Annotated in this window: 23 protein-coding genes and 1 other RNA gene; 18 read left to right on the top strand and 6 right to left on the bottom strand. The window is 41.1% G+C overall.

All coding sequences use genetic code 11. The annotated features are described in order from the left end of the window. Window positions 1-26: 26 nt before the first annotated feature. Both ACFPZG_RS08715 and recU read right to left on the bottom strand, forming a co-directional pair. The gene (locus ACFPZG_RS08715; protein ID WP_317940025.1) at window positions 27-2666 is read right to left on the bottom strand and encodes a transglycosylase domain-containing protein; all 2640 of its coding nucleotides are present in this window, start codon (window positions 2664-2666) and stop codon (window positions 27-29) included. Between the two features lie 19 nt (window positions 2667-2685). Further along, window positions 2686-3297, bottom strand: a complete 612-nt coding sequence (gene recU / locus ACFPZG_RS08710) for a Holliday junction resolvase RecU (RefSeq protein ID WP_317940024.1) — start codon at window positions 3295-3297, stop codon at window positions 2686-2688. Window positions 3298-3460: 163 nt separating this feature from the next. Here recU and ACFPZG_RS08705 point away from each other — a divergent pair, with 163 nt between their 5' ends. The 12 genes from ACFPZG_RS08705 (at window position 3461) to ACFPZG_RS08650 (ending at window position 17844) form a co-directional block, all read left to right on the top strand. Beyond that, window positions 3461-3829: a YppE family protein gene (locus ACFPZG_RS08705; protein WP_283731867.1), complete on the top strand. Its 369-nt coding sequence runs from the start codon at window positions 3461-3463 to the stop codon at window positions 3827-3829. After that, window positions 3826-6090 (top strand): DEAD/DEAH box helicase, encoded by a 2265-nt coding sequence (locus ACFPZG_RS08700; protein WP_317940023.1) that lies wholly within the window; start codon window positions 3826-3828, stop codon window positions 6088-6090. The genes ACFPZG_RS08705 and ACFPZG_RS08700 overlap by 4 nt, the downstream gene beginning before the upstream one ends. A 195-nt stretch (window positions 6091-6285) precedes the next feature. Continuing rightward, on the top strand, window positions 6286-6522 hold the full coding sequence (locus tag ACFPZG_RS08695) for a DUF3977 family protein (protein ID WP_283734635.1): 237 nt from the start codon (window positions 6286-6288) through the stop codon (window positions 6520-6522). A gap of 67 nt (window positions 6523-6589) precedes the next feature. Further along, on the top strand, window positions 6590-7048 hold the full coding sequence (locus ACFPZG_RS08690; RefSeq protein WP_283731868.1) for a GNAT family N-acetyltransferase: 459 nt from the start codon (window positions 6590-6592) through the stop codon (window positions 7046-7048). Window positions 7049-7247: 199 nt separating this feature from the next. Continuing rightward, a complete protein-coding gene (locus ACFPZG_RS08685; RefSeq protein WP_317940022.1) occupies window positions 7248-8534 on the top strand; it encodes a ribonuclease H-like domain-containing protein in 1287 nt (428 codons plus the stop codon). A 78-nt stretch (window positions 8535-8612) separates the two neighbouring features. Then, on the top strand, window positions 8613-8909 hold the full coding sequence (gpsB, locus tag ACFPZG_RS08680) for a cell division regulator GpsB (RefSeq protein WP_283731870.1): 297 nt from the start codon (window positions 8613-8615) through the stop codon (window positions 8907-8909). Between the two features lie 78 nt (window positions 8910-8987). Next, window positions 8988-9383, top strand: an RNA gene (gene rnpB / locus ACFPZG_RS08675) — RNase P RNA component class B. A 151-nt stretch (window positions 9384-9534) separates the two neighbouring features. Beyond that, window positions 9535-10662 carry a THUMP domain-containing class I SAM-dependent RNA methyltransferase gene (locus ACFPZG_RS08670; RefSeq protein ID WP_317940021.1) on the top strand — a complete coding sequence of 376 codons (1128 nt, stop codon included), beginning with the start codon at window positions 9535-9537 and terminating at the stop codon, window positions 10660-10662. 65 nt (window positions 10663-10727) lie between these two features. Continuing rightward, complete coding sequence (locus ACFPZG_RS08665; protein ID WP_317940020.1) at window positions 10728-12641, top strand: ATP-dependent DNA helicase; 1914 nt, start codon at window positions 10728-10730, stop codon at window positions 12639-12641. 152 nt (window positions 12642-12793) lie between these two features. Continuing rightward, window positions 12794-16393, top strand: coding sequence for a dynamin family protein (locus ACFPZG_RS08660; protein ID WP_317940019.1), 3600 nt, complete (start codon window positions 12794-12796; stop codon window positions 16391-16393). Window positions 16394-16408: 15 nt separating this feature from the next. Beyond that, a complete protein-coding gene (locus tag ACFPZG_RS08655) occupies window positions 16409-17230 on the top strand; it encodes a sulfurtransferase (RefSeq protein WP_317940018.1) in 822 nt (273 codons plus the stop codon). A gap of 20 nt (window positions 17231-17250) precedes the next feature. Continuing rightward, window positions 17251-17844 carry a metallophosphoesterase family protein gene (locus ACFPZG_RS08650; protein WP_283731871.1) on the top strand — a complete coding sequence of 198 codons (594 nt, stop codon included), beginning with the start codon at window positions 17251-17253 and terminating at the stop codon, window positions 17842-17844. Between the two features lie 44 nt (window positions 17845-17888). Here ACFPZG_RS08650 and ACFPZG_RS08645 read toward each other — a convergent pair whose 3' ends face one another. Continuing rightward, a complete protein-coding gene (locus ACFPZG_RS08645; protein ID WP_283731872.1) occupies window positions 17889-18284 on the bottom strand; it encodes a ribonuclease HI family protein in 396 nt (131 codons plus the stop codon). 80 nt (window positions 18285-18364) lie between these two features. Here ACFPZG_RS08645 and ACFPZG_RS08640 point away from each other — a divergent pair, with 80 nt between their 5' ends. Continuing rightward, the gene (locus ACFPZG_RS08640; RefSeq protein ID WP_283731873.1) at window positions 18365-18553 is read left to right on the top strand and encodes a zinc-finger domain-containing protein; all 189 of its coding nucleotides are present in this window, start codon (window positions 18365-18367) and stop codon (window positions 18551-18553) included. 49 nt (window positions 18554-18602) lie between these two features. Here the strand turns inward: ACFPZG_RS08640 and ACFPZG_RS08635 are convergent, their stop codons facing one another. Then, window positions 18603-18806, bottom strand: coding sequence for a cold-shock protein (locus ACFPZG_RS08635; RefSeq protein WP_283731874.1), 204 nt, complete (start codon window positions 18804-18806; stop codon window positions 18603-18605). 348 nt (window positions 18807-19154) lie between these two features. Here ACFPZG_RS08635 and ACFPZG_RS08630 point away from each other — a divergent pair, with 348 nt between their 5' ends. After that, entirely contained in the window at window positions 19155-19787 is a 633-nt protein-coding gene (locus ACFPZG_RS08630; protein WP_283731875.1) for an HD domain-containing protein, read from the top strand. A 95-nt stretch (window positions 19788-19882) separates the two neighbouring features. After that, window positions 19883-20434 (top strand): DUF4829 domain-containing protein, encoded by a 552-nt coding sequence (locus ACFPZG_RS08625; protein WP_283731876.1) that lies wholly within the window; start codon window positions 19883-19885, stop codon window positions 20432-20434. A gap of 376 nt (window positions 20435-20810) precedes the next feature. Here the strand turns inward: ACFPZG_RS08625 and ACFPZG_RS08620 are convergent, their stop codons facing one another. After that, on the bottom strand, window positions 20811-21392 hold the full coding sequence (locus ACFPZG_RS08620; protein WP_317940017.1) for a TetR/AcrR family transcriptional regulator: 582 nt from the start codon (window positions 21390-21392) through the stop codon (window positions 20811-20813). Between the two features lie 175 nt (window positions 21393-21567). On the opposite strand from ACFPZG_RS08620, the gene ACFPZG_RS08615 reads away from it, so the two are divergent. Further along, window positions 21568-22470, top strand: a complete 903-nt coding sequence (locus tag ACFPZG_RS08615) for an ABC transporter ATP-binding protein (RefSeq protein WP_317940016.1) — start codon at window positions 21568-21570, stop codon at window positions 22468-22470. Window position 22471: 1 nt separating this feature from the next. Continuing rightward, complete coding sequence (locus ACFPZG_RS08610; protein WP_283731877.1) at window positions 22472-24076, top strand: ABC transporter permease; 1605 nt, start codon at window positions 22472-22474, stop codon at window positions 24074-24076. Between the two features lie 80 nt (window positions 24077-24156). Here ACFPZG_RS08610 and ACFPZG_RS08605 read toward each other — a convergent pair whose 3' ends face one another. Continuing rightward, complete coding sequence (locus ACFPZG_RS08605) at window positions 24157-24696, bottom strand: transcription repressor NadR (RefSeq protein WP_283731878.1); 540 nt, start codon at window positions 24694-24696, stop codon at window positions 24157-24159. Window positions 24697-24795: 99 nt separating this feature from the next. Here ACFPZG_RS08605 and menC point away from each other — a divergent pair, with 99 nt between their 5' ends. Further along, the gene (gene menC, locus ACFPZG_RS08600; RefSeq protein ID WP_317940015.1) at window positions 24796-25902 is read left to right on the top strand and encodes an o-succinylbenzoate synthase; all 1107 of its coding nucleotides are present in this window, start codon (window positions 24796-24798) and stop codon (window positions 25900-25902) included. The last annotated feature ends 1 nt before the right edge of the window (window position 25903 follow it).

Raw genomic sequence — 25903 nt, 5'->3', positions numbered from 1 at the left:
ATTCAATCCTTTACCGGCTTTATTATTTACTGGCTACCATCATCGGTTCCATTGTCTGGTTCGCCATCATCTCCGGAACCGGAATCATCTCCACTGTTACCGGAGTCACTCCCGTCTTCATCCGGGTTGTTGTCTGAACCGTTGTTGTTGCCGTCATTTCCATTGTTGCCTTTGTTACCATTATTACCTTTATTGTTGTTTCCTTTATTATTGCCATTGTTATTCCCGTTATTTTCTTCGCCTTGATCATTGCCTTGATTGCCATCTTCATTGTTAAATTCAGGTTCTTTTTGCCCTTCAATCAGAAGTGAAGTGGAGGCAGGACTACTTTCAATATCGCCCGCGATTGCCTTGACATAAAAGACATACGTATGACCCAACTCTACTCCAGAGAATGTCACGGTTTGATCGGTAGTCGTCGTCATTTTTTGCACTTCGCTACCGTCCATCGCGACAGAAACTTCAAATTGGACTGGTCCAAGAAGTAATTCTGTATCTGGACCTTTATGTGTCCAGTTAAGTATTACTGAATTTGTCTCATTGTCGTATTCCGCTGATAATCCAGCCGGTGCATCTAACTCAGTCAGGTATTCCTTATCCATTTTTGTTGGAACAGTTCCGCGTACAAATAGTTCGGTGCTTCTTAATGCATCCGGAGTTGACCTGCTTGCAAGGATTGTAGGATTCGAACCTTTCACAATTGTTGCCTCTTCCACTGAGCTTGGTTGTTTGAAATGTGGCGTCTTCTTGCCCGCGACAAGATCAGTCATTACCGTTCTGAATAGGATTTGAGGTACATAGCGACCACGATCGAAAGTTGTAATTGGGGTCGTATAATTTTTGTAACCTCCCCAAACGGCAATTGTATATTCTGTTGTATAGCCGGTGAACCAGCTGTCGGGAACATCAGAGTTCTTCAAGCCAAGTTTCTTTTTAGCATCGGCATCATAGTTTGTCGTACCCGTCTTTCCAGCCATATCTAAGCCTGAAACATTTGCTGTTTTCCCTGTTCCCATTGTGACAACATCCCTTAAAATGTCTGTCACCATGTATGCTGTAGAATCTTTCATGACAGTTACCGGGTCAGGGGAAAGTTTTATGTTTGTTTTCCCATCTCTTAAAATTACATTTTTAACCGCATGGGGTTTCGTATAGATACCCCCGTTACCGAAAGCGGAATAAGCTCCTGCCATTTCAATTGTAGAAAATTGGCCCCGTCCACCACCGATAGCTATGACGGATTCCAACTTATCATAAGAAAGCCCTAGTTTGCTTGCGAATTGGACGGCTTTTTTTGCTCCAACTTCTTCAAAAACTTTGACAGCGGGGATGTTCCTAGATTTATATAATGCTTCCCTTGTTGTAATAGGGCCTAAGAATTTACCATCGACATTCCGTATCGATATATTCGTTCCCCTATATTTATAAGGTTCATCCACTACTGTATGAGCTGTTGACCAGTTTTCGTTTTCGATAATAGGGCCGTATGAAAGGATAGGTTTAATAACCGAACCAGGCTGTCTACGATTATCTGAAGCGAAATTCAGGTTTCGACCCGAAAAGTTACGACCGCCGCCAATCGCAACAATTTCACCTGTTTTTGTATTCAATACAGTCATTCCAGCTTGCATTTCATCTGATTCGTAAATATTTGAATTGATAGCTCTTTCAACCGACTGTTGTGCCTTAGGATCAAGCGCAGTTTGAATTGTTACGCCTTCTGATAGAAGATCCATCATGCCGGCAGCTTCCAGTTCATCCAATACGATATCTACATAAGCAAGATATTGAGAATTGGAATCTTCTCGTTGATCTTCAGGAACAAGGGTCTGAGTAACAGGAATTGCTTTTGCTTCTTCCATCTGTTCTTTTGTAATTTTCTCGTGTTTGTACATTAAGCTGAGAACTGTGTTTCGACGTTTTTCCGCACGCTCTGGATTTTTGAATGGATTATATCCATTTGGAGATTGTGGTAAACCAGCCAACATCGCCATTTCATGAAGCTCAAGTTCATCTAACTTCTTTCCATAGAAATATTGTGCGGCAGTGCCGAAACCATGTACCCTCCCGGACATCAGGATTTTGTTGAAGTACATTTCAAAAATATCTTCTTTTTCATATTCCCTTTCCAATTTAAGCGCGAGCCATGCTTCCTGTGCTTTTCGCTTTAAGGTTTTCTCATCGGTTAGAAAAGAGTTTTTAATAACCTGTTGCGTTAACGTTGAAGCACCTTGCGAACCGAATCCACTTCTAAAGTTCGCTAAAACTGCTCCGCCGAGTCTCCAAAAGTCCATACCATGATGTTTGTAAAATCGTACATCTTCAGTCGCAAGAATTGCATTTTCCATTTCTTTTGGTATTTCATTGTAAGGGACAAACTCCCGCTTTTCAGCTCCTAATTTCATGAAAACATTTCCGTTACGATCGGCAATATTGCTTGTAATCGGATCTTTCAAAAGACTTTCATCCAAATCGGGTGCACTGCTTGCGTAAAAAGCGAAGAGTGCGAGCCCACCAATAAATACCGCAAGTCCGACGGCAATTATTGCTAAAATAATTTTCTTGATGACATTGCCATTTTTTTTAGGTTTTTTATTTTTTCCGCGTTTCCGTTCCGCTTCCATTTTTTGACGGCGGGCTGCGCGTGAATTTAAAGTATCACTCATATTTTTTCCTGCCTTTCGATCAATTGAAATTGTTTTGTAGTTTCTTTAAGGCTGATAGATAGTCAAGCCGTGGATTGTAACGAGCTTCTATTTCTATGGACATCTCCTCAATTTCAGAGAGTGTTATAGATTTTCTTCCGCCTTCTATCATTCTTTCCCACTTTTTTTCGAAGTACTCATAAGGCACAACGAAATAGCGATCTAAAACCGTGAATTTAACCAAGAGAAACGTGATTCCATTTTGCTCTGATACTTTCCTCATATGCTCTACTTGGTGTTCGTGGATGTTCTGCAAAGGGAAAGAAGTTCGATTTTTAGTCTCTTTCGCTTCAAAATCAATATATTTTCCATTCCACACTCCATTATAATCCGTTGTCGATGGTGACCTGAAGTATGCTTCCGTAATAACAGCGGCACTGCGGGCAGGATATTTCACATTCACGACCTGGATAGGGACAGGTTTTTTATGGATAACCGCTATGTTGTTGGACAAGTAATATTCATTCGTATCATTCAATTCATCTTCAAGCGTTTTTCCGCGGTTGCTGAACGATGGATTTGTTTTTTTTCTTCCGGTTTCCAACTGTTGAACAGGGACGTATTTCTTCCCATTCGGATATCGTATCGTCATACCTACCACCTCGTATCACTATCATACCATAATGATTGGACGGATTATCCTTATAAAAGTTCCGTGTTAACATGAATTCCCAAAGAATATACGTTCGTTGAACTTGGTGTCTCCGTAAAATTTTGATAGACTAAAGGAAAGAATCCGGGAAGGAAGAGATCACTTGAATCTTATAGAGAAAACGGAACGGCTCCTTTCGGTATGTGAAGAATGCCTACCAAGACTTTTAGCTATGCGGGAATTGGAAGAGGAGCCCGATTTTTTTAATGAAGTGAAGCCATATGCAGATGAAAACCATAAATTAGTAGACGATTGGACGGAGGAAATGAGGACATATATTCGCACTGAAAAACCAAGATACGTCCATATCCATCAAGTTGAATCGTTGAATGAATCGATGAAACAATTCATTGTACAATCCTTTTATGCGAAAACGGGAAAGAAGCGATTTGTGCTTTCCATAAATTCTGCCACATACACACTTAAAACGGTGTTAGAAGCATTGGAATCTGAGAGGGGTTACAGCGAATGAAGCAGGGAAGTGTCCGTGAGATAGTCAATCATCTCTTAACGGATCCTGAGTTATCGCCAAACATTAGCCACTATCAAAAGATTCCTGGGAAGTCTGCCACATACGCACCTTTTCCGTCAAGTCTTCATCCTTCAATTGTAAAGGCGCTTAAGGAGAAGGGGATCGAAAAACTTTATAGCCATCAACGTGTTGCTTTCGATCTTGCCGATTCAGGCAATTCGATAACAGCGGTGACGCCGACCGCTTCAGGTAAATCATTATGTTATCATCTGCCGGTCCTGCAAAGCATTTTGGAGGACGATTCATCACGCGCTCTTTATTTATTTCCGACAAAAGCTTTAGCACAAGATCAGTTGGCCGATTTACATGGATTGATCGAGGCAAGTGGAGAAACGATACTGAGCTATACGTATGATGGAGATACAGCACCCGGTCTAAGGACAAAAGTTCGGAAGTCCGGCCATATCGTTTTGACGAATCCGGATATGCTGCACTCTGGAATTTTACCTCATCACACGAAATGGGTTTCACTCTTCGAGAACTTGAAATATATCATCATTGACGAGTTGCATACGTATAAAGGAGTGTTCGGTAGCCATGTTGCGCATGTTTTAAGAAGGTTGAAACGTATTTGCAATTATTATGGCTGTAACCCGACTTTCATTTGTACATCCGCAACAATTGCCAATCCGAAAGAGTTGGCTGAATCATTGACGGGTACTGAAATGGAACTTATCTCGAACAACGGTGCTCCGGCTGGGGTTAAGCATTTTGTTTTCTATAACCCTCCAGTCGTCCATAAAACATTCGGGATTCGGAGAAGTGCCATTCTTGAAGTACGAGATATCGCTTCCTTCCTTTATAGGGAGGGTATTCAAACAATAATCTTTGCAAAAAGTAGGGTACGTGTTGAGATGCTCGTAACCTATATGAAGGAATTAACGAAGAAAAAACTTTTCGATGAAACAATCATGGGCTACAGGGGCGGTTATTTACCTTCGGAGCGCAGGAAAATCGAAAAACGATTACGCGAAGGCGAAATCAGAACAGTGGTCAGTACAAATGCGCTTGAATTGGGAATTGATATTGGGCAACTTCAGGCATGCATAATGACCGGTTATCCAGGAAACATCGCCAGCGCTTTTCAACAAGCTGGAAGGGCAGGGAGAAGGCAAGATGATGCTTTAATCATTTATGTCGCTCAATCTATGGCGCTCGACCAATACATTATTCAACATCCAGATTACTTATTGGGACAAACTCCAGAAGAGGCTCGGATTCATCCAGATAATATGCTTATCCTAATGGATCATTTGAAATGCGCTTCATTTGAATTGCCTTTCACACTGACCGAAACATATGGTGAATTCGAAGTCCAAGAACTACTTGCTTTTTTAGAAAGCGAAGGCGTCCTAGTCCGAACTTCAGATAAATGGCATTGGATGACAGACCGATTCCCAGCAAGCGAAATCAGCCTCCGTTCCGCCTCTCAGGAAAATGTCGTCATCATAGACAGAACGATTCCGAAAGGGACAGTCGTAATAGGGGAGATGGATCGCTATAGCGCGATGACCCTTTTGCATGAAGAGGCGATTTATATCCATCAGGGAAAACAGTATCAGGTGGAGATGTTAGATTGGGAAGAGAAGAAGGCATATGTCACAGAAGTGGACGTGGATTACTATACGGATGCAAATCTTGCGGTTGAGTTGAAGGTCATCAGTGAGGATGAAAGAGAGCAATTAGGCGAAGCTACGACCGCTTTCGGCGATATTGCGGTCCTGGCCATCCCGACGATATTCAAAAAAATCCGGTTCGATACACATGATAATATCGGCTCTGGCCCTATCACTCTACCAGCAGAAGAATTGCATACCTCATCCACATGGTACACATTCGACACCCCTGAAGGCTGGAAGGAATCCGATTTGACGGATGCGTTGACAGGGGCAGCATATGCGATTCAATCATTCATTCCGTTATTCGTCCGATGCGATCGAACAGATATCCATGTAGTTCCGCAAGTAAAAGCGATCCATACAGGTAAACCGACCATCTTCATCTACGATAGTTACCCGGGAGGCATTGGGTTAAGCGAAAAGCTTTATGGCAGGTGGAGAGAACTGATCGGCAGAACAGCAAAACATGTCGCTGGCTGCGTTTGTGAAAACGGCTGTCCGGTTTGTATCGGTGCTCAGGAAGAAGGCGTGAAAACTGCTAAACGGCAAGTTAGTGCGTTGCTGCATAAATTAGTGCAATAAAAAGAGGGGTTGAAGCTTTGTTACATGGCTTCAACCCCTTTAATAGGCAAATTACATTTTCGCATTTTATCTTTTGAATTGCCTTTGCATGATTATTTGGTTCACGATAACGCTGAAGTTATCGATGTAATTAATGTTCGACCATCGCGCTCAAAAAGGGATACGTATAAGACAGGTTCGGTAGGAGATGGTTTTTTGAAATTTATTGAGTTTGGAATTGGTAATACATGGCTCATTAGGACAGAGACAGAATTAGAGAATGGAACCGAATATGAGGAAAAAGGGGTTGTGGGTCCAATACAATACCACTCTTTATACTTTAGAATTTGGATTGGTAAAACCGTTTTTATACTTGACTCAAAAGAAGGTTTTAAACGGACACAAAAATCTCGAAAGGCGATTAAATTAATTGTGGGTATATCAAGTACTTGAATTCCTTGTATTGAAGTAGGACGGTAATCTATCATAATTTTGTTGTAAAGGAAATGTGAGTTATAAAATGGATATTAGAAAACTAAATAACGGTGAAAAAATCCCCTTAGACTTGTTGTTATTGGCCGACCCTTCAAGAGAAAGTATAGAAGAGTATGTCAACAGGGGCGAATGTTATATAGCTGAAATTGAACAACAGATTGTTGGTGTTTACGTATTACTTCCAACAAGACCAAAGACAGTGGAGCTGGTGAATGTTGCAGTCGTGGAAGAGCAACATGGAAGCGGCATAGGCAAACAGTTGGTGATGGATGCTATAAATGTTGCCAAGAAAAAAGGATATAAAACAATTGAAATTGGAACCGGAAATTCAAGCATCGGACAACTGGCCCTTTATCAAAAATGTGGATTTAGGATTGTTGGTATCGATATTGACTTTTTTGTTAGACATTATCCCAAAGCAATTTTCGAAAACGGTATTCAGTGTAGGGATATGATTCGTTTATCGCAAGATTTGTCGGAGTAAATTAGTTTTTCTTCTAAAGTAATGAGTATTCCTGAATGGCCGGTCAAGACAATAAGCCATTGAATACTACACCTCTCCATTCTTTTCTATGTTACGATATCCATAAAAGAAAGATAGAAAGGTGGGGGATCAATGCGCCAACATAAATACTTGCAGCATATATCCTCAGTATTAAGACCTTTAATTGGAGGTACTTCAAGTGTCATATGAAGCCAAATTGATGCAGATGAAGAAGCTTCTGAAGAAAAAACCTGCCGAATCGAATGAAAAGCCAGAGGAACCGAAACGAAAAAGACCACCTTCTCCACCTTACGAAGAGAATTGGCTTGCGGCTGGCCTGACGAAAGAAGAAAATAAGTATGGAATTATCTATAAACGTGTAGTTACTTACGGACCGGAACACTTTCATGGAAAGTACAAACTATCAAGTTTATTGGGTACTGTGGAAAGTTGGCGAGAAGCAAATGAAATTCATCCTCTCGCTCCGGATTTATCCCGGCCCCTTGTTTTCTTCGATACAGAAACTACTGGACTTAAGGGTGCAGGGACACTAATCTTCCTGATGGGCTTTATCGAATACACTGAAACGAAATTCACGTTAACCCAATATGTTTTACCCGGTCCTGATCACGAGGCTGCCTTTCTTTACGCATCGAACTTCTGGAAAATCCCAATGTCGGTCGTCATGTATAATGGGAAAAGTTTTGACATGCCTCAAGTGGAGACAAGATGGACGATGAATAGAGATCATCTGCCGCCTTTATTGAAACATACGGAAATCGATTTGCTACATGGATCGAAACGGATCTGGAAAAACGAAATGGATACGTTCAAACTCACTGCCGTCGAGGAAGAACAGCTTGGTTTCTTCCGCGAAGGAGACATCCCCGGATATATGGCCCCAATTATTTACCAAGACGCGGTAAAAAACGGACGTCCAGAGATGCTGATGAAAGTGCTTATGCATAATGAATGGGATATCCTTTCACTTGTTACATTATATATCCGATCGACCAACCTTCTTCTTGAAGAACAGCAATTATCTTCGGCTAATTCCAAAACAAACATCGGGAAATGGTATCGAGATTTAAAATCCTTTGACCGAAGCAAAAAGGTTCTTGGCGATGTCATTGCCGAATTCGGAGCAGAGGAACCTATGGCACATTTCCATATTGGCTTCATCCTTAAGAAAGAGAATCGTCATACGGAGGCAATTAGTTCGTTTAAAATTGCTGCTGATGGTATAGACGGAAGGGAAAGAATTATAGCTTTCGAGGAATTAGCCAAGCTGTACGAGCATAAGGTAAAAGAGCTGGACACGGCATTGCGTTATACAAGGATGGCGATTAAATTGCTGAACAACAATTCCGACTTCCCAGAACGTTTCAAAAAGAGAATGGGAAATGACTTCGAATACAGGGAAATAAGATTGCGGAAGAAGCTATTTCCCGGGGAAGCGCATCAACCGACAAAAACCGTCTTTTAACACTGAAAATAAAAGACACAGATATACAAAATATGCTATACTTGCGATACGTAAACACAGATGGAAGGGCGTCATTTTATGGAAATAAAACTCGATACGAAAACAATTCTTGAAAAAGAATTCAAAACGGGTCTACGCGGATACAATCAGGAAGATGTTGACTTATTCCTTGACCAAGTTATACAGGATTATGAGGCTTTCAAAAAAACGATTTCCGAATTGCGAATGGAAAACGAAAGATTGAAAGATGAGTTGGCTGCACAGGCTAAACGTCCAGCTGCCACTAACACTAATACAACTAACTTTGACTTGTTAAAGCGGATTTCGAATTTAGAAAAGCATGTTTTCGGTAGTAAACTATACGACTACGAGTGAACACGTTGCAAAGAAAAGCAATAAATTAATCAATTGATATTTAATGAAAAAAGCTGTATACTGTTAAGACCATAGTGTGAATTCAGGTAATCGCTGCAACATACGTTGTAGAGGAAAGTCCATGCTCGCACGGTTCTGAGATGACCGTAGTGTTCGTGCTCGGCGAAAAAATAAGCCGTGGCTTTGTGCATAGCACATTGACGGCGGGGATAAGTCCTAAGTGCGCTTGCCGCATATGGGCGAGGTTCCCTGAAAAGTGCCACAGTGACGTAGCTGGTTCGGAAACGGGTCAGATGGAACGCGGTAAACCCCACGAGCGAGAAACCCAAATTATGGTAGGGGCACTCTTCTGAAGGAATTTAACAGATGAAGGGACAGACATCATTTTAGATGGGTCTGTAGATAGATGATTACCACCCTAAGTACGAGGCGCAAGCCGTTTGAGTACACGGGAACAAAACATGGCTTATCGAATTCACGATGGTTCAACATAACAATCAATGCTCTCCGTACGCTTGGAGAGCATTTCTTCATTAATTGGGAAATTATTTGATAAAACTTACACAGACTATATAAGTATATAGCAACTGCCTATACATACGTTATGAATTGGAGTTGGACATGAATGGCTAATTATAAATTGGTAGCTACGTCTGCAATGGGCCTTGAGTCAATTGTTGCGGATGAAGTGAAGGAACTTGGTTTCCAAACTAAAACAGAAAACGGAAAAATATACTTTGAAGGCGACGAAACAGCAATCGCAAAAACGAATATGTGGCTTCGTGTCGCTGACCGCGTACGCGTCATAGTCGGAGAATTCCACGCAACAACATTCGATGACCTATTCGAACAAACAAAAGCACTTCCATGGGAACAATATCTACCAGTCGACGCAAACTTCCCAGTAGCTGGAAAATCAGTCAAATCCGCGCTTTTCAGTGTCCCTGACTGCCAGGCAATCGTTAAAAAAGCAATTGTCGAACGGTTGAAGACTGCCTATCACAGGACAGGCTTTTTAGACGAATCGGGTCCATTATTCAAACTTGAAGTATCAATTTTAAAAGATAAGGTCACTCTAACAATTGATTCGAGTGGTACCGGTTTGCATAAGCGCGGCTATCGTATCGGACAAGGGGACGCACCACTGAAAGAAACGCTGGCAGCCGCCCTCGTCAAATTGACACGCTGGAATCCCGATCGGCCATTTGTCGACCCGTTTTGTGGATCGGGTACAATTCCGATAGAAGCGGCAATGATTGGCCAGAATATTGCACCGGGCTATAACCGTGAATTCAGTAGCGAACATTGGCCATGGATGAATTCTACAATTTGGGACCGTATACGAGAAGAAGCAGAAGACATAGCAAAGTACGATCAACCACTGGACATTAAAGGATTCGATGTCGATTCAAGAATGATAAAAGTAGCCCAGCAAAATGCCGTCGAGGCCGGTTTTATGGACTTGATCCGTTTTGAACAACGGGACATTAAAGATTTATCGGTTGAAGGTTTGAACGGCGTTCTTGTCGGTAATCCTCCTTATGGAGAACGGTTGGGGGAAGTTGAAGAAGCAGAGGAACTAACGCAGATTATGGGCCATATTATGGATAAGTATCCTTCATGGTCCGTTTACATGCTTTCCTCCTTGGAAAACTTCGAAACGATGTATGGTAAAAAAGCGACTAAGAAACGTAAATTATTCAATGGCTTTATCCGAACGGACCTTTATCAATATTGGGGTCAGCGGAAATAAGATTTAGTTAACGGAAGAGGATGCCCCTCTTCCGTTTCCATGTGTAAAGGAAAGGGGAAGCGCAGATGAAAAGAAAAATGCCATTTTCATTGTCAAAAGAGAAATCATTCTACGAATCCTTAAATGACTGGATTGGTGATACATTATATGATGATCTGACAGAAAAAGGATTTGAATGCAGGGATGAACAGATCTATATGGCATTCCAAATTGAAAAAGCGCTAAAAGAGAAGAAAGTTCTCCTTGCTGAAGCGGGAGTTGGAACCGGGAAAACAATTGCTTATTTATTGCCAGCCATTGCTTATGCGAGATACACAGGAAAGCCAGCCCTTATCTCTTGTGCGGATGAAACACTAATCGATCAGCTTGTTAAAGAAGAGGGCGATATCAGAAAAATCAGCGATGCTCTTCAAATCGATATCGATGTCCGTCTTGCGAAGGCGAGAGACCAATATTTATGTTTAAAAAGATTGGAAGATGCGGTGGATGCAACTTCCGAAGTGTATGCAGAAAACGTTCAAAGTAGTCTGCCTGACTTTGTTCGAGGCAATCTATCCATGCAATCTATTTCCCCATATGGAGAGAGATCCGATTATCCTGACATAAATGATGAACAATGGAAAACAATTAATTTCCATCCGGTTCAACAATGTGCAGCCTGCGATATCCGAAACAGATGCGGTCAGACAATCCACCGCAATCATTATCGTGAGGCAGCTGATGTGATCATTTGTTCACATGACTTCTATATGGAACATATTTGGACGAAGGAATCAAGAAAGCGTCAAGGACAGCTCCCTTTGCTACCTGATGTATCCATGATTGTTTTCGATGAAGGACATCTTCTTGAATATTCAGCTCAACGGGCACTCACATATGAAGTTCAAAATAATACATTGCTGAACTTATTGGAACGTATCATGGTTGACGGGGTTCGGGAAGAGACACTGCGGTTAATGGAACAATTGATTGACCTGCATGAAGAATTTTTCCGCCTACTCCGCGCGAATTCGAATGGAAATACCACAGAACGGAAAGCTATCAATAAAAGCGTTGAACTTCTTTCTGTAGGAAAGGAAACAATAGCGATTTCCAACGCATTATTGGAAGAATTTGTTTTCGAAGGCGAACTTTATATTATTCCAGAATATGATTTGACAATGGTTGAGGAATACTTGGAACAATATATTTTCTCGATGGAATTATTCACTTCCGAAAACGATGCGGTGGATTGGGTCGAAGAGGCTGAAGGGGAAATGACGCTTATCATTATGCCTCGACTCGTAACGGATATACTAAAGGAAAAACTATTTTCCTCTAACCTTCCAATTGTCTTTTCATCCGCAACTCTATCAGTCGGGCAAGATTTTACGTATTTACTGGATAGCCTTGGAATCGATGATTTTCTGTCGTTTTCTGTTGAATCACCTTTTGATTATGAAGAAGTGATGGACGTAATTGTTGCGGAACTAGAAGAAGGGGATAAGAATGATTATGTCCTTGATTTACTGCAAAAGGATGAACAAACACTTATTCTGTTTAAATCCGAACAATCCATGAAGGAATTTAAAGAGAAGGTTGGAGAAGAACAGAAGGAAATTGCATTTGAAGGGGAAAGGGAATTATCTTCAATGATTCGAGACTTCCAAAGTAAGGAAATATCGGTTCTTTGCTCGTATCATTTATGGGAAGGTTTAGATGTTCCGAATGATGCCTTAACACGTGTCATCATTTACGATTTGCCATTTCCACCTCAAGATCCTTTATTTGATGCACGTAGAAAGCATGCAGAAAATCCATTCAAAGAGGTCGACCTTCCGTTCATGTTGCTAAGACTACGCCAAGGTGCGGGACGACTCATACGAACAAGCGATGACTACGGAAGTATCCATATTCCACTTGAAGGGCAAGACAAGGAATTGAAGAGCGTAATTTCAGGTATTTTTCCAGTAGAAATCCAAACAACTATCATTAAATAATTATCAAGCTGTCTCTAATTTAGGTAAATCCAATTAGAGACAGCTTTTTCTATGCGAGAATAATTTGAGTAATTTCGCAACTTTCTAATTGCTTATTTCATTTGGAAAAGATGGTATGATAGAAACAGAATTTTAGGGAAGGAAAGAATACAATGTCACATAATTTACAACAAGTAGATGTTTTACAGCAGGTGGCAATTTACGGTCAATTATTTAAAGAAAATCATGACGAAGACCGTGTGAAGAAAGCTGCATCACTAGCGCGAAAGTTAGTAGATGAGGAATTTGTCATCGGTTTTGCAGGTCATTTTTCTGCAGGGAAATCATCAATGATCAATGCGCTGACAGGTGATGATTTATTGCCATCCAGTCCTATCCCGACGAGCGCCAATATTGTAAAAGTGAAAAAGACAGATAGTGAATATGCAATTATCCATAGGACTGACGGTACAGTATATAAATACGAAGGGCATGGCTTTTCGCCAGCGATTAAGTCTTTCAGCAAAGACGGTGCTGAAATTGCGCTTGTTGAAATAGGTCATCCCGCTTCAAAATTACCTGAAGCTATAACTGTTATGGATACGCCTGGCGTCGATTCAACAGATGATGCACATCGCCTATCAACAGAATCGGCTCTACATCTGGCGGATCTTGTTTTTTATACGATGGACTATAATCATGTCCAGTCAGAACTGAATTTCAAGTTTACAAAAGAGCTATTGCGTTATAATCCCAATGTTTATTTGATCATTAACCAGATTGATAAACATCGGGAAAGCGAATTGCCTTTTGAGGCGTTCAAGAAGTCGGTCGAAGACTCATTTAGTCTATGGGGAGTTGAACCAAAAGGCATTTTTTACACATCTTTAAGAGATAAAGACCTTTCATATAATGATTTTGAAAAGGTGAAAAAGATTGTAGAAGGCTCAATGGAAAACTGGAAAGAGCATTTCTTGGAAAACGCAGAACTTTCCCTCTTTAAGTTAAAAGAAGAGCATATTAATTACCTTGAAACAGAAAAAGAAGAACGTAAACAGGCTTATGCGGAGTTGATCTCTGAAGACGAATGGTCCCAACATGGGGAACTTTTAACCGAAGTGAAAGAGTTGAAAAAGCGTGCAGCCCTTCTGACGGGTGATGAATTTTATGCCGTTTTTGAAAGGGAACGAAATGATTTGCTGCGAAACGCATCAGTTAGTCCTTTCGAAACGAGGGAATTGCTAAAAGAGTATTTGGAATCGAAATCTTCTAGATTCAAGGTAGGTTTTCTATTCGGAGCTAAAAAGACTGCAGAGGAAAGAGAAAATAGAAAGAATGCTTTGACAGCTAATTTATCCAAACTTATACATACCCAAATTGAAGTGCATATGAAGGCATTAATGAAAAAAGTGCTGAAAGATGCTGGTTTCATGACCGATCAACGGTCGATTGAAATAGATGAAATGGATTTGACTGTCCCATTTGAGGAAATTGATTCCTATCTGAATGTTTCCGATGTCCTGACAGGTGATACTGTTCTTAATATGGCGGAACAGATGAAATCGGCCATCCAACAAGTCATCCGGAAACGAACGGATGACTGGAAAAAAGAAATGTCTACCATCGCCGAATCAATTGGAAATGAAGAATCAGAATCACTATTTTCAACTATTCATTCACTTGAGCAAAAACTTTCAGCCATTTCGCAAGTTGAAGAGATTAACGAAAAATTGTCTACTCTTAACGATGACGTTACAACTCCATCTGCAAGTTTGAAAGAGAAAAGCCGTCATCTCCTTAGTGAATGGGAAAAGAAATCTGAAATTAAGTTGATTGACCTTGATAATCTTGAAGTAGTGGAAAGTGAAATTGTTGCTGAGGAGTCTAAGTTAGACGAACAGACAGAAGAAGAAACGGAGTCTAATACAACTGAGGCTAGTCAAGTGATTGAACAAGCATTACATATTGCAGAAGCAGTAACGGACATTCCGGGCTTTTTGGAAACGGCAAATTATTTGCGGAATAAGTCTGACCGGCTTTCCCAGCAGGAATTTACAGTAGCGTTGTTTGGTGCGTTTAGTGCAGGGAAATCCTCATTTTCGAATGCATTGATCGGTGACCGTATTTTACCTGTCTCTCCAAATCCGACGACTGCTGCTATAAATCGAATTCGACCGTTATCTTCTGGAAAAGAGGATCGAACAGCGGATGTTCATTTGAAATCAGTCAAACAGATGACAGAAGACGTTGCGTTCTCGTTCGAAAAGTTAGGTATTCCGATTTTGTCACTTGAAGAAGCGTTTAGGAAATCCGAAGAAGTGTTGAAGCGGGAGTTGGAGGATGAAAGCCTTCATATCCATAAAACGTTCATCCGTGCATTCGAAAAAGGGTATCCTGTCTACGGGGAAAAACTTGGAACAACTGTGAACGTGGAAGAAAGTGAATTTACCCGATTTGTAGCTGAAGAAGAACGTAGCTGTTTCGTAGACTCAATCGATCTCTTCATCGATTGTGCATTGACAAGGCAGGGGATTACTCTTGTTGATACACCAGGAGCCGACTCAATTAACGCGAGACATACGGATGTCGCTTTCGATTATATTAGAAATGCGGATGCGATTCTTTTCATTACGTATTACAATCACGCTTTTGCAAGAGCAGACCGCGAGTTCCTCATTCAACTGGGACGGGTGAAAGATGCTTTCGAATTGGACAAAATGTTCTTTGTCGTCAATGCAATCGACTTAGCCTCAAATGATGAAGAAGCTGAAGCTGTAAAATCATTTGTTGAGCAGGAGTTGACGTCATTTGGAATCCGTCATCCCCGCGTCCATGGAATTTCGAGCTTGCAAGCATTGGAAGCGAAACTTTCTGGTCAACAGGATCCTTTTATGCAAGAATTTGAAAGCCATTTTGAGCGTTTCTTGAAAGATGATTTAAAGGGTCTTGCTGTTCAGGCACTCCAAGAAGAGGCTGAAAAAACGGTTAACCGTCTTGCAACTTTGATCGAAAGAACAGAATTGAACCAATCCCGAAAAGCGGAACGTATGCTTGAGCTTGACCGTTTTGAACAGGAAATTCGTGCTCATTTCTCACATGGATTTGCAGAAGTTATTCGAAAAGCATCGACTAATGAGTTGAATGAGTTGGTTTACTATATTTTACAACGTGTATTCTTGTGTTTCGGAGACTTTTTCAAGGAAGGTTATAGTCCGTCAACATTTGCTAATTACCCTGCTGATAAGGCATTGTCAATGTCTCTTGCTGAAACCGTGCAAATGGTCGGGTTTGACTTGACACAAGAATTGAAGGTCACGAACTTACGCATGCTTAACTTTATGAATAAACAATTGAAAGAGCGTCAGCGTTCGGAAGTGCGATTCCTTGGTGAAAAGGATTCCTCTATTTCACCGTCACCATATGAGACAGAAGATAAAGAGATGCTTTCATTCGCAACTCCTTATGAGAATCCAGCGGTGTATAAAGATGTTAACCGTCTATTTAAAAACCAGAAATCGTTTTTCGAAAGAGGCGATCGATTGGTTCTAAGAGATCAGCTTGAAGAGCGTTTGAAGCAAGATGCTTCAATCTATTTAGGGAAAGAAAAAGAACGACTTGAATTTTGGGCCGATCAATGGATTGAGGCCGAAGCAGAAGGGTTACGACTTCATTTATTGAAACAAAGTATTCAGCAAATCGAATCAGAACGTTCTTTATTACAAGATACTGAACAATTGGATGAATGGCGTACAGTTTACAAACAAATTCGTTAAGGGGGATGTTTTACAATGGGGAAAGTTTTTAAATCAATCACCGACGTTACTGTCAAGGGGGTTAAATGGATTGATGCACGTTATTCATTGCAAGATGAAAATTGGGGGAAAAAGAAATTCGAAGAGGGGCATATTAAAGATGCAGTCCATTGGGATCTCGGGAAAGACCTATCCGATTTGAATAAAAAGTCGGGTAGACATCCTTTGCCAGATAAAGATGAATTGACGTCTTTGTTCAGGGAAAGTGAACTTGAATTAGATGATCTAATACTCGTCTATGATGACGGTGGGGCACCTTTTGCAACAAGGGCTTGGTGGATTCTTCAATATGCTGGTTTTAAGAACGCGTTCATTTCCCATGAAGGTTTTGATCAGTTAAAGGCATCGGGTGTCCCAGTTTCCGATGAATTCACAAAGCCTGAGCCTTCGAAAGTCAACCCGGAATGGAATGAATCCATTTTCGCTTCCCGCGAATTCGTTGAAAAGACCGTGGCTGGGGAAACGAAAAATGTACTTGTGGATGCGCGATCTGCGGAGAGGTATCGCGGGGAAGTGGAACCGATCGACCCGATTGCGGGGCATATTCCCGGGGCATTGAATTTCGACTGGGAACAGCTAAAAAAGGATGGAGCCTATGACTTGGGGAGTGACGTGAAAGATCAGCTTTCAAAAGTAGTTAGTAAGGAAGACGAAATTACTGTCTATTGCGGCAGCGGAGTTACGGCTACGCCGTTATACGCCATGCTGAAACATAATGGATATGATCATGTAAAGCTATATATTGGAAGTTACAGTGATTGGATTTCCAGAGATTCCATAGATGTAGAAAAAGGTTGAACGTAGTGGAGGTACCATTGATGCAATACGCGATAATTGGGGATATTCATTCCTCTAAAGAAGATTTGGAAAAAGTGCTTTACCATATAAATAAACAAGCGCCTGATGCCGTTTTAATCGGCACGGGTGACTTGTTTGAATGTACAATCAGTAAACGTAATATAACTGAACGTAAGTATACCAGCTTGTCTGAAGTGATGTTACTGCCTGATGGCTTTAAAGAATTACTTACTTTTCCATCTGTCAAAGGGAATCAGGAGGAGCGAATTTTACTGATTACTGAAGCTGATGACCCTTTGCTCAAAATGTTATCCGAGATGCCGGAGAAAATGGAACTTGGAAATGCGGAAGTCATCCATGGACATCAATGGACATGGGGCGGGGAACCTTGGTCTTTACTGAAGGCAGATACAGTGAAGTCGCTGACGTTCTATGGGCATAGCCATAATTCGGGGTTGATGCATAATGGAAAGAAAGAAGATGTGCTGTTCGAGCACCCGTATTTTATTGGAGCTGGACAGACGCTTGTCAATGTTGGAGCGGTTGTCGATGATAGGGAATGGGTTCTGTTCGACAGTACCCATAATACGGTGTCATTTATGAAAGTGGAATAAGTGTTTGCCGCCAACCCTTTTGGCGGCGACTATTTTTTATTGGGTCAAGCATCGCTTTGCTGATGGATTGCTTCTCTTGCGAGGGCATCAGCTGCACGGTTTTCAGTATCCGGAATCCATTTAATGAAGAAGAATTCGAATGTTTTCGCGATTGACAGGATTTCATTCAAATATCCTTTATGAAGTTCATTTTTCACAAATTCATTTTCAACTGCGGAAACGACTGCTTTTGAATCAGAGCGTGCTGATACGATTCCGGTCGTCAATTTTGCTGTTTCTTCCATACCGCGCAAGAGTGCGATGAATTCAGCTGTATGATTATTTGTTGGCTCGATCGGTTCTGATAGCTTTACTTGTGTTCCTTCTCCTTTGATGTAAATTCCGATTCCGCTTTTTCCAGGGTTACCGGCGCTCGCGCCATCTACGTATAACTCTATCATTTTTCATCACTCCTTGGACTTAGTTGCAATTTCATTAAATGGACATTAAAATGAATGAATGACCCGCACGGGAGGTTATTATGGACAAATTAACAATCATGAATGAAATAAATAAAGTGCTTGATACGTATTGTGAAGGTTGTTTCGTGAAAAGGCAACAAGTGAAGGATATTGGGAAAACGTCTGCACATCAATTTTGTATTCGGACATGTACGATAGGGGAACAACTGCAGTTTCTTGGAAATGAAATGAATAAATTGACAAAATAATACCCCGCCATAAATTACATGGCGGGATATTTACAATTCAATTTTCATTTTAGCTAATACTTAAGACATTTGCCGCTTGGGGACCACGGTTGCCTTCAATGATTTCGAAGGAGACTGTCTGGCCTTCATCCAACGTCTTGAACCCATCTGACATAATACCAGTGTAGTGTACAAATACATCTTCGCCATTGTCGGTTTCGATAAAACCATATCCTTTTTCGTTGCTAAACCATTTTACTTTACCTTGGTACATGTTTATTCCTCCCTCGGCAATTCAATGTCTATCCCATTATTGACATGGTTGAATTTACTATACATGAATCGACAATATACGTCAATGATATGGTTTGAATTTTCTAACGAGTGTTAAATAAGCTATGTAGAACTGTTGATTTCCGCTACAGACGGACGCTTTCCAATCGAACCACGAAGAGTTCGATTTGCCGTATTTCTGAGCCTTTTGCAGAAATTAAGGCAGGGGCTTTCCCAGGAGTCGCCGCCTTTCGCTTCAATCAACGGAAATTCCAATAGATAACAAGTTCTTTTTACCAAGATAATATGAAAACCATAGCTTTTCAGTATATAGAAAGTTGGTGCTTAGATGGAACAGATTATTGAAAAATGTACGGGGCAAGTGATTGAGATTTATGAGCAGTTTGATGCGAGTCATGATTTTGATCATATTTTGCGAGTAATGAGAAATGCAAAGGCGATTGCGGAGACTTTGCCGGAAGCTAATATGGCGATTGTAAGGCTTGCGGCTCTTCTTCATGATGTGGATGACCCAAAATATAAAATGGTGAATCATATTACAGCTCTTGAATTATTACAATCGTCAGGTGTTGATGATGAAACGACATTTCGTGTCTTGGAAACGATTAAGAGTGTTTCATTCAATGGAGGAAATGAGGAAGAAATCGTTTCAATTGAAGGGGCAATTTTGAGGGATGCGGATCGCCTTGATGCAATCGGTGCGATAGGGATTGCAAGGGCTTTCGCTTTTGGTGGTGCAAGGGGAAGAAAGTTGTATGATGCGGATGAAATAGCGAGAACAACTATGTCCGAATCTGAATACCGTTCCAAAAACACTTCTTCCGTCACTCATTTTTATGAGAAGCTCTTACTATTAAAAGACCTTATGGTTACTGAGGAAGGGAAAAGGCTGGCGGAAGAGCGGCATAAGTTCATGCTTGATTTCCTTGAACAGTTGAAGAGGGAAGTGGGTCTTTTATAGATTTGTTAATTGATAGGGTAGTATAGCTTTATTGCACGGATTTAAAGAACTAAACAGGGCAACCTATGATTAATTTTTTATAGGAGCTGTGTGGTATGAAACTTAGAATTTTAGTTATTGCATTAGTTATTTGCTTTTCATCCTATTCTTTTCCTGTTAACGCGGAAGAAATCGGGTCGCCAGAACAAGTCATCCGTTCTTATTTTGATGAGTTGAATAAGAAACAGTTGGAAAAAGCGATTTCCCGGTGGGATAAGAAAACTGAAAAGGATTTATTGGACTTTATTGCCGATAGGGAAAATCAAATCCAGAGACTTGGATTGTTAAATATTGAAAAGGCCAGCCTTGTTATGTGGAAAGAGCTGCCTATTGAATACGGCCAACAGTTTGTACCGTATCATTACATGGAGAAATTCAAAAACATTAAAGTGTATTATGTTGGTGTGGATTTTGAAGTGTACTCCCAGAACGAATACTTCATTGATGGCATGAATTATTTTTTAATGGCTTTAGTTCGGGAAGATGGAGAATGGAAAATAGCTTTGACTCCGCATGTCCCGGTAAGGTCAATTATTTCAGACGGTTATGGGTTTGGTACTGAGGATGAGAAAACCTATGATGAGAGAAGATTGAAGTATTTGGATTGATGAAGGGAACAGATAAGGAAGCGCTTGTTTATCCCTGGAACCGCTCGTTTATTCCGGAAAGCACTCGTTTATTTCAAGAATCTCTTATTTGAAGGTGTCCGCTCCGTCTTGATAGATCGGAATCAATCACCAAACAACGAGTATAAACACTTTTCAGATGTTACTGACAATGTGATTTCGGAGTCTTTTCTTGAAAGCGGAAAAGATCCTTTTTGTATTCACCTAGTCAGCTCGAAAAATTCATCAATCATTTCTCGAAATATATCATCGTTTTGTGAGTTTAGACCTTCTCAAATTAAACTGACCCATATCAAGCAGGTAGTGTATTTAGATACGCTGTCTGCTTGTTCTGTCGATGAACATGCTTAAGTATCCCTCATTTCTTACCGACAATGCCGTAAAATAATATATACATAATATCCTCGGTTAAGGGTAGTATTTGGTGATAAACATCTTCTCTTTTTATAAATTCATTCACCGCCTTCATATAAAAGAGGATGGCTTCATTAGACAAATTCGGATCTACATACCCCTGTGCTTTTCCCTCATTAAATAATTGAATTAGGCGTGGGAGTGCCTGCTTCTCATATAGCTGTTCTGCATTGCTTTTGTCCGTCGTAAATTCATTCATGATATATTCATAAAAATCTTCATTAATTTCCCTTGCTGCCGCATTTTTAGTAAATATGACCGCCTTGATTTTTTCAGGAAAAGCGATGTCGCTATTTAATATCTCGTCAAATTCATTAGATACCTTTTTAAAATAGTAAATAAAAACCTCGTGGGCTAAATTATGTTTGCTTTCAAAATAATTATAGATGGTTACTTGGGAGACCTTTGCTTTACTTGCTATTTCTGCAATTGAAATCTTTTTAACACCATGCTCGAAAAATAGAGATAAAGCCGCCTCTAAAATTGCTAGTTTTTTTTGTTCTCTGCGAAGTTGGAATCCATTCATATTGGTCACCTCAATGTTAGTGTAGACAAAGTTATGTAATAAAACAATAACAATAGTTCATAAACTATTGCCAAGGATGTTTCTTCGATATATTATGAACTTAAACAATGAAGATATTTCATATTTTGCACGTCTGGAAGGGGAATTAAAATTCTGACAAGAGGGGTGCTACAAAATGTCCGTAGTAAAAACGGTGAATGTAACGAAAAGATTTGGAAAGTTTTCAGCTTTAAATGGCGTCAACATTGAGATGAATAAGGGCGAGGTGTTTGGATTCATCGGACCGAACGGCGCCGGAAAGTCAACGACCATTCGTATCCTGCTCGGTATTCTAAAGGCGACAGAAGGCGAGGCAAAGATATTTGGGATGGACGCATGGAAAGATGCGGTTGAAATTCATAAACGAGTTGCCTACGTTCCTGGGGATGTCAACTTATGGTCCAACTTAACGGGCGGAGAAGTGATTGATCTTTTTATGAAGCTGCGCGGGGTGGATCAAGGAGGCAGGCGCGAAGAACTGATCGACATGTTCGGCTTGGACCCTACCAAAAAATGCAGGACGTATTCAAAAGGAAACCGGCAGAAGGTCGCGCTTATTGCAGCTTTTTCATCGGATGCAGATTTGTATATTCTCGATGAACCGACGTCGGGTCTCGATCCATTGATGGAAAAGGTTTTTCAAAAATGTGTGATGGATGCAAAAAGGGAAGGGAAGACCATATTGCTTTCCAGTCATATTTTATCTGAGGTTGAAAAGTTGTGCGATCGGGTGGGGATTATTCGGCAAGGGCAAATGATTGAAACAGGGACATTAACTGAACTGCGTCATTTAACGAGAACTAATTTGCTAGTTGAGACGAAGCTGCCAATAGATTCTTTACATGAGTTGGTAGGGATCCATAATATCAAGAGGACGGATCACGCGCTTTCATTTCAAGTAGATGCGGATGCAATGGACAAAGTCATGATGGAGATAAGTCAATATGGGATTATGAAACTGGAAAGTTCACCGCCTACATTGGAAGACTTGTTCATGCGCCATTATGAAGGGGCGGAAAATGCTTCGAGGAGGGTGTAACATGGCGAATCTGGTAGTCCATAATTCGGGTAGACTTGTTAGGATAATGGTACGGCAAGACCGCATTCGCATCCCTGTTTGGATCCTATCTCTTTCTTTTCTTACATTTGCTGTTGCCAATGCATTTGCGAATCTATACGCATCAGAACAGGAAAGGCAATCGATGGGAGAAACAATGAGGAACCCTGCCATGATTGCAATGGTTGGCCAGGGGTATGGCTTGGACAATTATACAAACGGCGCGATGCTGGCCCATCAAATGCTGCTATTCACCGCCTTGGCTGTCGCAATCATGAGCATTTTAATCGTTACGCGACATACAAGGGCAGATGAAGAGGATGGGCGCATCGAAATGATCCGCTCTTTGCCTGTCGGTCGGTTAGCTACGTTGCAAGCGACGATTGTCTTATCGTTTGGAGTCAATATAGTGTTGGCGCTCTTCGCTGGATTTGGATTGTATGCACTACAAATCGAAAGTATGGATTTGGAAGGTTCGCTTTTGTACGGAGCATCGTTGGGCGCAACAGGTATCATTTTCTCGGCAATAACTGCGTTTCTTGCACAACTCACGGAGAACTCTCGGGGAACAATAGGGTTCTCGATTACTGTATTGCTCCTTTCCTATTTGATGCGTGCGATTGGCGATGTCAGCAATGAAATACTATCCGTGTTGTCGCCGCTTGGCTTGATTTTAAGAACAGAAACATATGTGAATAATTACTGGTGGCCAATTGCAGCAATAATCGGTGTTGCGCTTGTCTTGATTACCATTTCCTTTTATTTGAACGTCATTCGCGACTTGGGAGCTGGATTTATCCCGGCAAGACCCGGAAGAAAAAATGCCTCAAAGTTTTTACAAAATCCATTTGGTCTTGCATTGAGGCTTCAGCGTACTGGGCTCATTGCCTGGGCTGTTGGAATGCTCATCCTTGGCGCATCGTATGGGGCGGTTTTCGGTGATCTGGAAGCCTTTTTTACAAACAATGAAATGATGGAAAAAATGTTTGCACATGGAGAAGGATTTTCATTAATGGAACAATTTTTAACGACGCTGATGAAGGTGATCGCCATATTGTGCACGGTGCCGCCGTTACTAGCCATACTCAAGCTTAAAGGTGAAGAGAAGAGGAATTTTACGGAGCATTTGTTAAGCCGTGCTGTATCACGTTCACGGTTACTGGGGAGCTATTTGACTGTTTCTGTGATAAGCGGGTTCGCGATGCTTTCACTTGCTTCCGTCGGTTTAGGTACAGCCGCAAATTCGGTAATGGATGATGCGATCCCTTTTGGCGTCTTCTATCAATCTGCAATCGTGTATTTTCCTGCGCTGTTGATCATGATCGGCATTGCAATGCTATTTATCGGATTTGCTCCAAAACGGTCCGGCTTCACGTGGCTTTACTTGACCTTTTCCTTCTTTGTTCTGTATGTAGGCAAGTTACTCCAATTGCCGGAATGGCTTGGTAAACTATCGCCGTTTGGTTATGTCCCTGAACTTCCTGTTGGAGATATGGATATTATTAACGTTTCCATTCTTACCATCGTGGGGGTACTGTTAATTGTTGTTGGTTTTATAGGATATAACAAGAGGGATATTTATAGTTAATTTATGTTTGTCATAAATATCTGCCTTGATAGACTGCAAATCAATCTTCTTTTAACCTTTCAATATTAATCGGGTATCCTTCATTCGACGAGGATACCCGATTGTTTTAATGCGATTTTTGCTTTTTCGATTTGCTGTTCAGTTTCCGCGATAACTGTGTGAAGGTGAATGCCTTCTTCCGCGAGTTTCGATAAATACACAGCATTTGCTTCTTGGACTTGCCGGATGAATTCTTTTACTTCCTGCCTGTTTGACACCATGATTGATGCACTTAAGTCACCGTAAACAGGATGTTCGATTTTTACGTCTTTCACCGTTAGGCCGTGGTCGACAAGAATATTCAATTCTTCTTCAGTCTGCTCTGGACCATGTTGACAGACAAGTGTTTTTTCAATTTTTCCGGGACCGACTGGAGCATGCATATACAGATAGCCTTGGCTCGTAGCGATGATTGGTTCGTTTTTAGCTTTCAATAAAGTGATATCTCCCACAATTACTTGACGGCTGACATTTGTCAATTCTCCAAGTTCTTTTCCGGTCATCGGTCTATCTGCTTTTTGCAATGTAGCCAAAATTAGTTCCCGGCGTTCTTCTCCGGGCATTTTTTCATTTCCGTTCAAGCTCATCCCTCCATTACTTCAATTTTACCATATCCACTATGTAGTTAGTGTATAATAACACGGATAGAGTTCACCTGAACGAAATGGAGGAGAACCTGCATGCAAATTAAAAAAGTCACAGTTCGTAAAATGAAAATGAGAATGAAGGAGCCTTTTGCAACGAGTTTTGGAACGATGCAGGACAAGCAATTTTTATTGTTGGAAGTCAAAGATGAAAAGGGGAATACCGGCTGGGGGGAATCAGTTGCTTTCGATGCCCCGTGGTATACAGAAGAAACAGTTGAGACGAATTTACATATGATCCGTGATTTTCTCATCCCTGTACTTCTTGGGAAGGAAATTACCCATCCGGACGAAGTAGGGGCTCTATTTTCTCCTATCCGAAAAAATAATATGGCGAAGGCCGCTATTGAGGGTGCTGTCTGGGATCTTTATGCAAAGCGTAAGGGAATCCCGTTGGCCGAGGCAATAGGAGGGAATCGGGAGCGGATTGAAGTCGGGATTAGCATTGGAATTCAAGAAAACTTGGCACGTTTAATCGAAAAAGTACAAGGTTATTTAGATGAAGGGTATAAACGAATTAAGGTGAAAATCAAACCGGGTGCCGATATTGATGTAATTCGAGGGTTGAGGGAAGCGTTTCCGAATGTCCCACTTATGGCAGACGCCAATTCGGCCTATTCGTTGGACAATATCGATTTGCTGAAGCAGTTAGATGTATTTGACCTCCTAATGATTGAGCAGCCGCTTGCTTATGATGATATTTTCGATCATGCTGTCTTACAAAAGGAGCTTAAAACACCGATCTGCCTTGACGAAAGCATTCTTTCATTGGAAGATGTGCGGAAGGCGGTTGAGATGGGGAGTACAAAAGTCATCAATGTGAAAATCGGAAGAGTAGGCGGGTTATCGGAGGCAAAGAGAATCCATGATTATTGTATGGCGAACGGGATTCCCGTTTGGTGTGGGGGCATGCTTGAGGCTGGGATTGGGCGCGCCCATAATATTGCCTTGACTACACTACCGAATTTCGTTTTTCCGGGAGATACTGCGGGCTCTTCCCGTTATTGGGAAAAGGATATTATTAAGCCTGAAGTGGTTGTGGAAGATGGTTTCATTACTGTTCCGGATGAGCCTGGCATTGGTTATACACCGGATTTTCAGACAATCGATGAATTTACCACTGCAAGCTATCATTTCGAATAGA

It is taken from the genome of Sporosarcina thermotolerans (assembly GCF_042658975.1).
GTDB lineage: Bacteria > Bacillota > Bacilli > Bacillales_A > Planococcaceae > Sporosarcina > Sporosarcina thermotolerans.
This window is presented reverse-complemented; position numbering and strand designations above follow the sequence as displayed.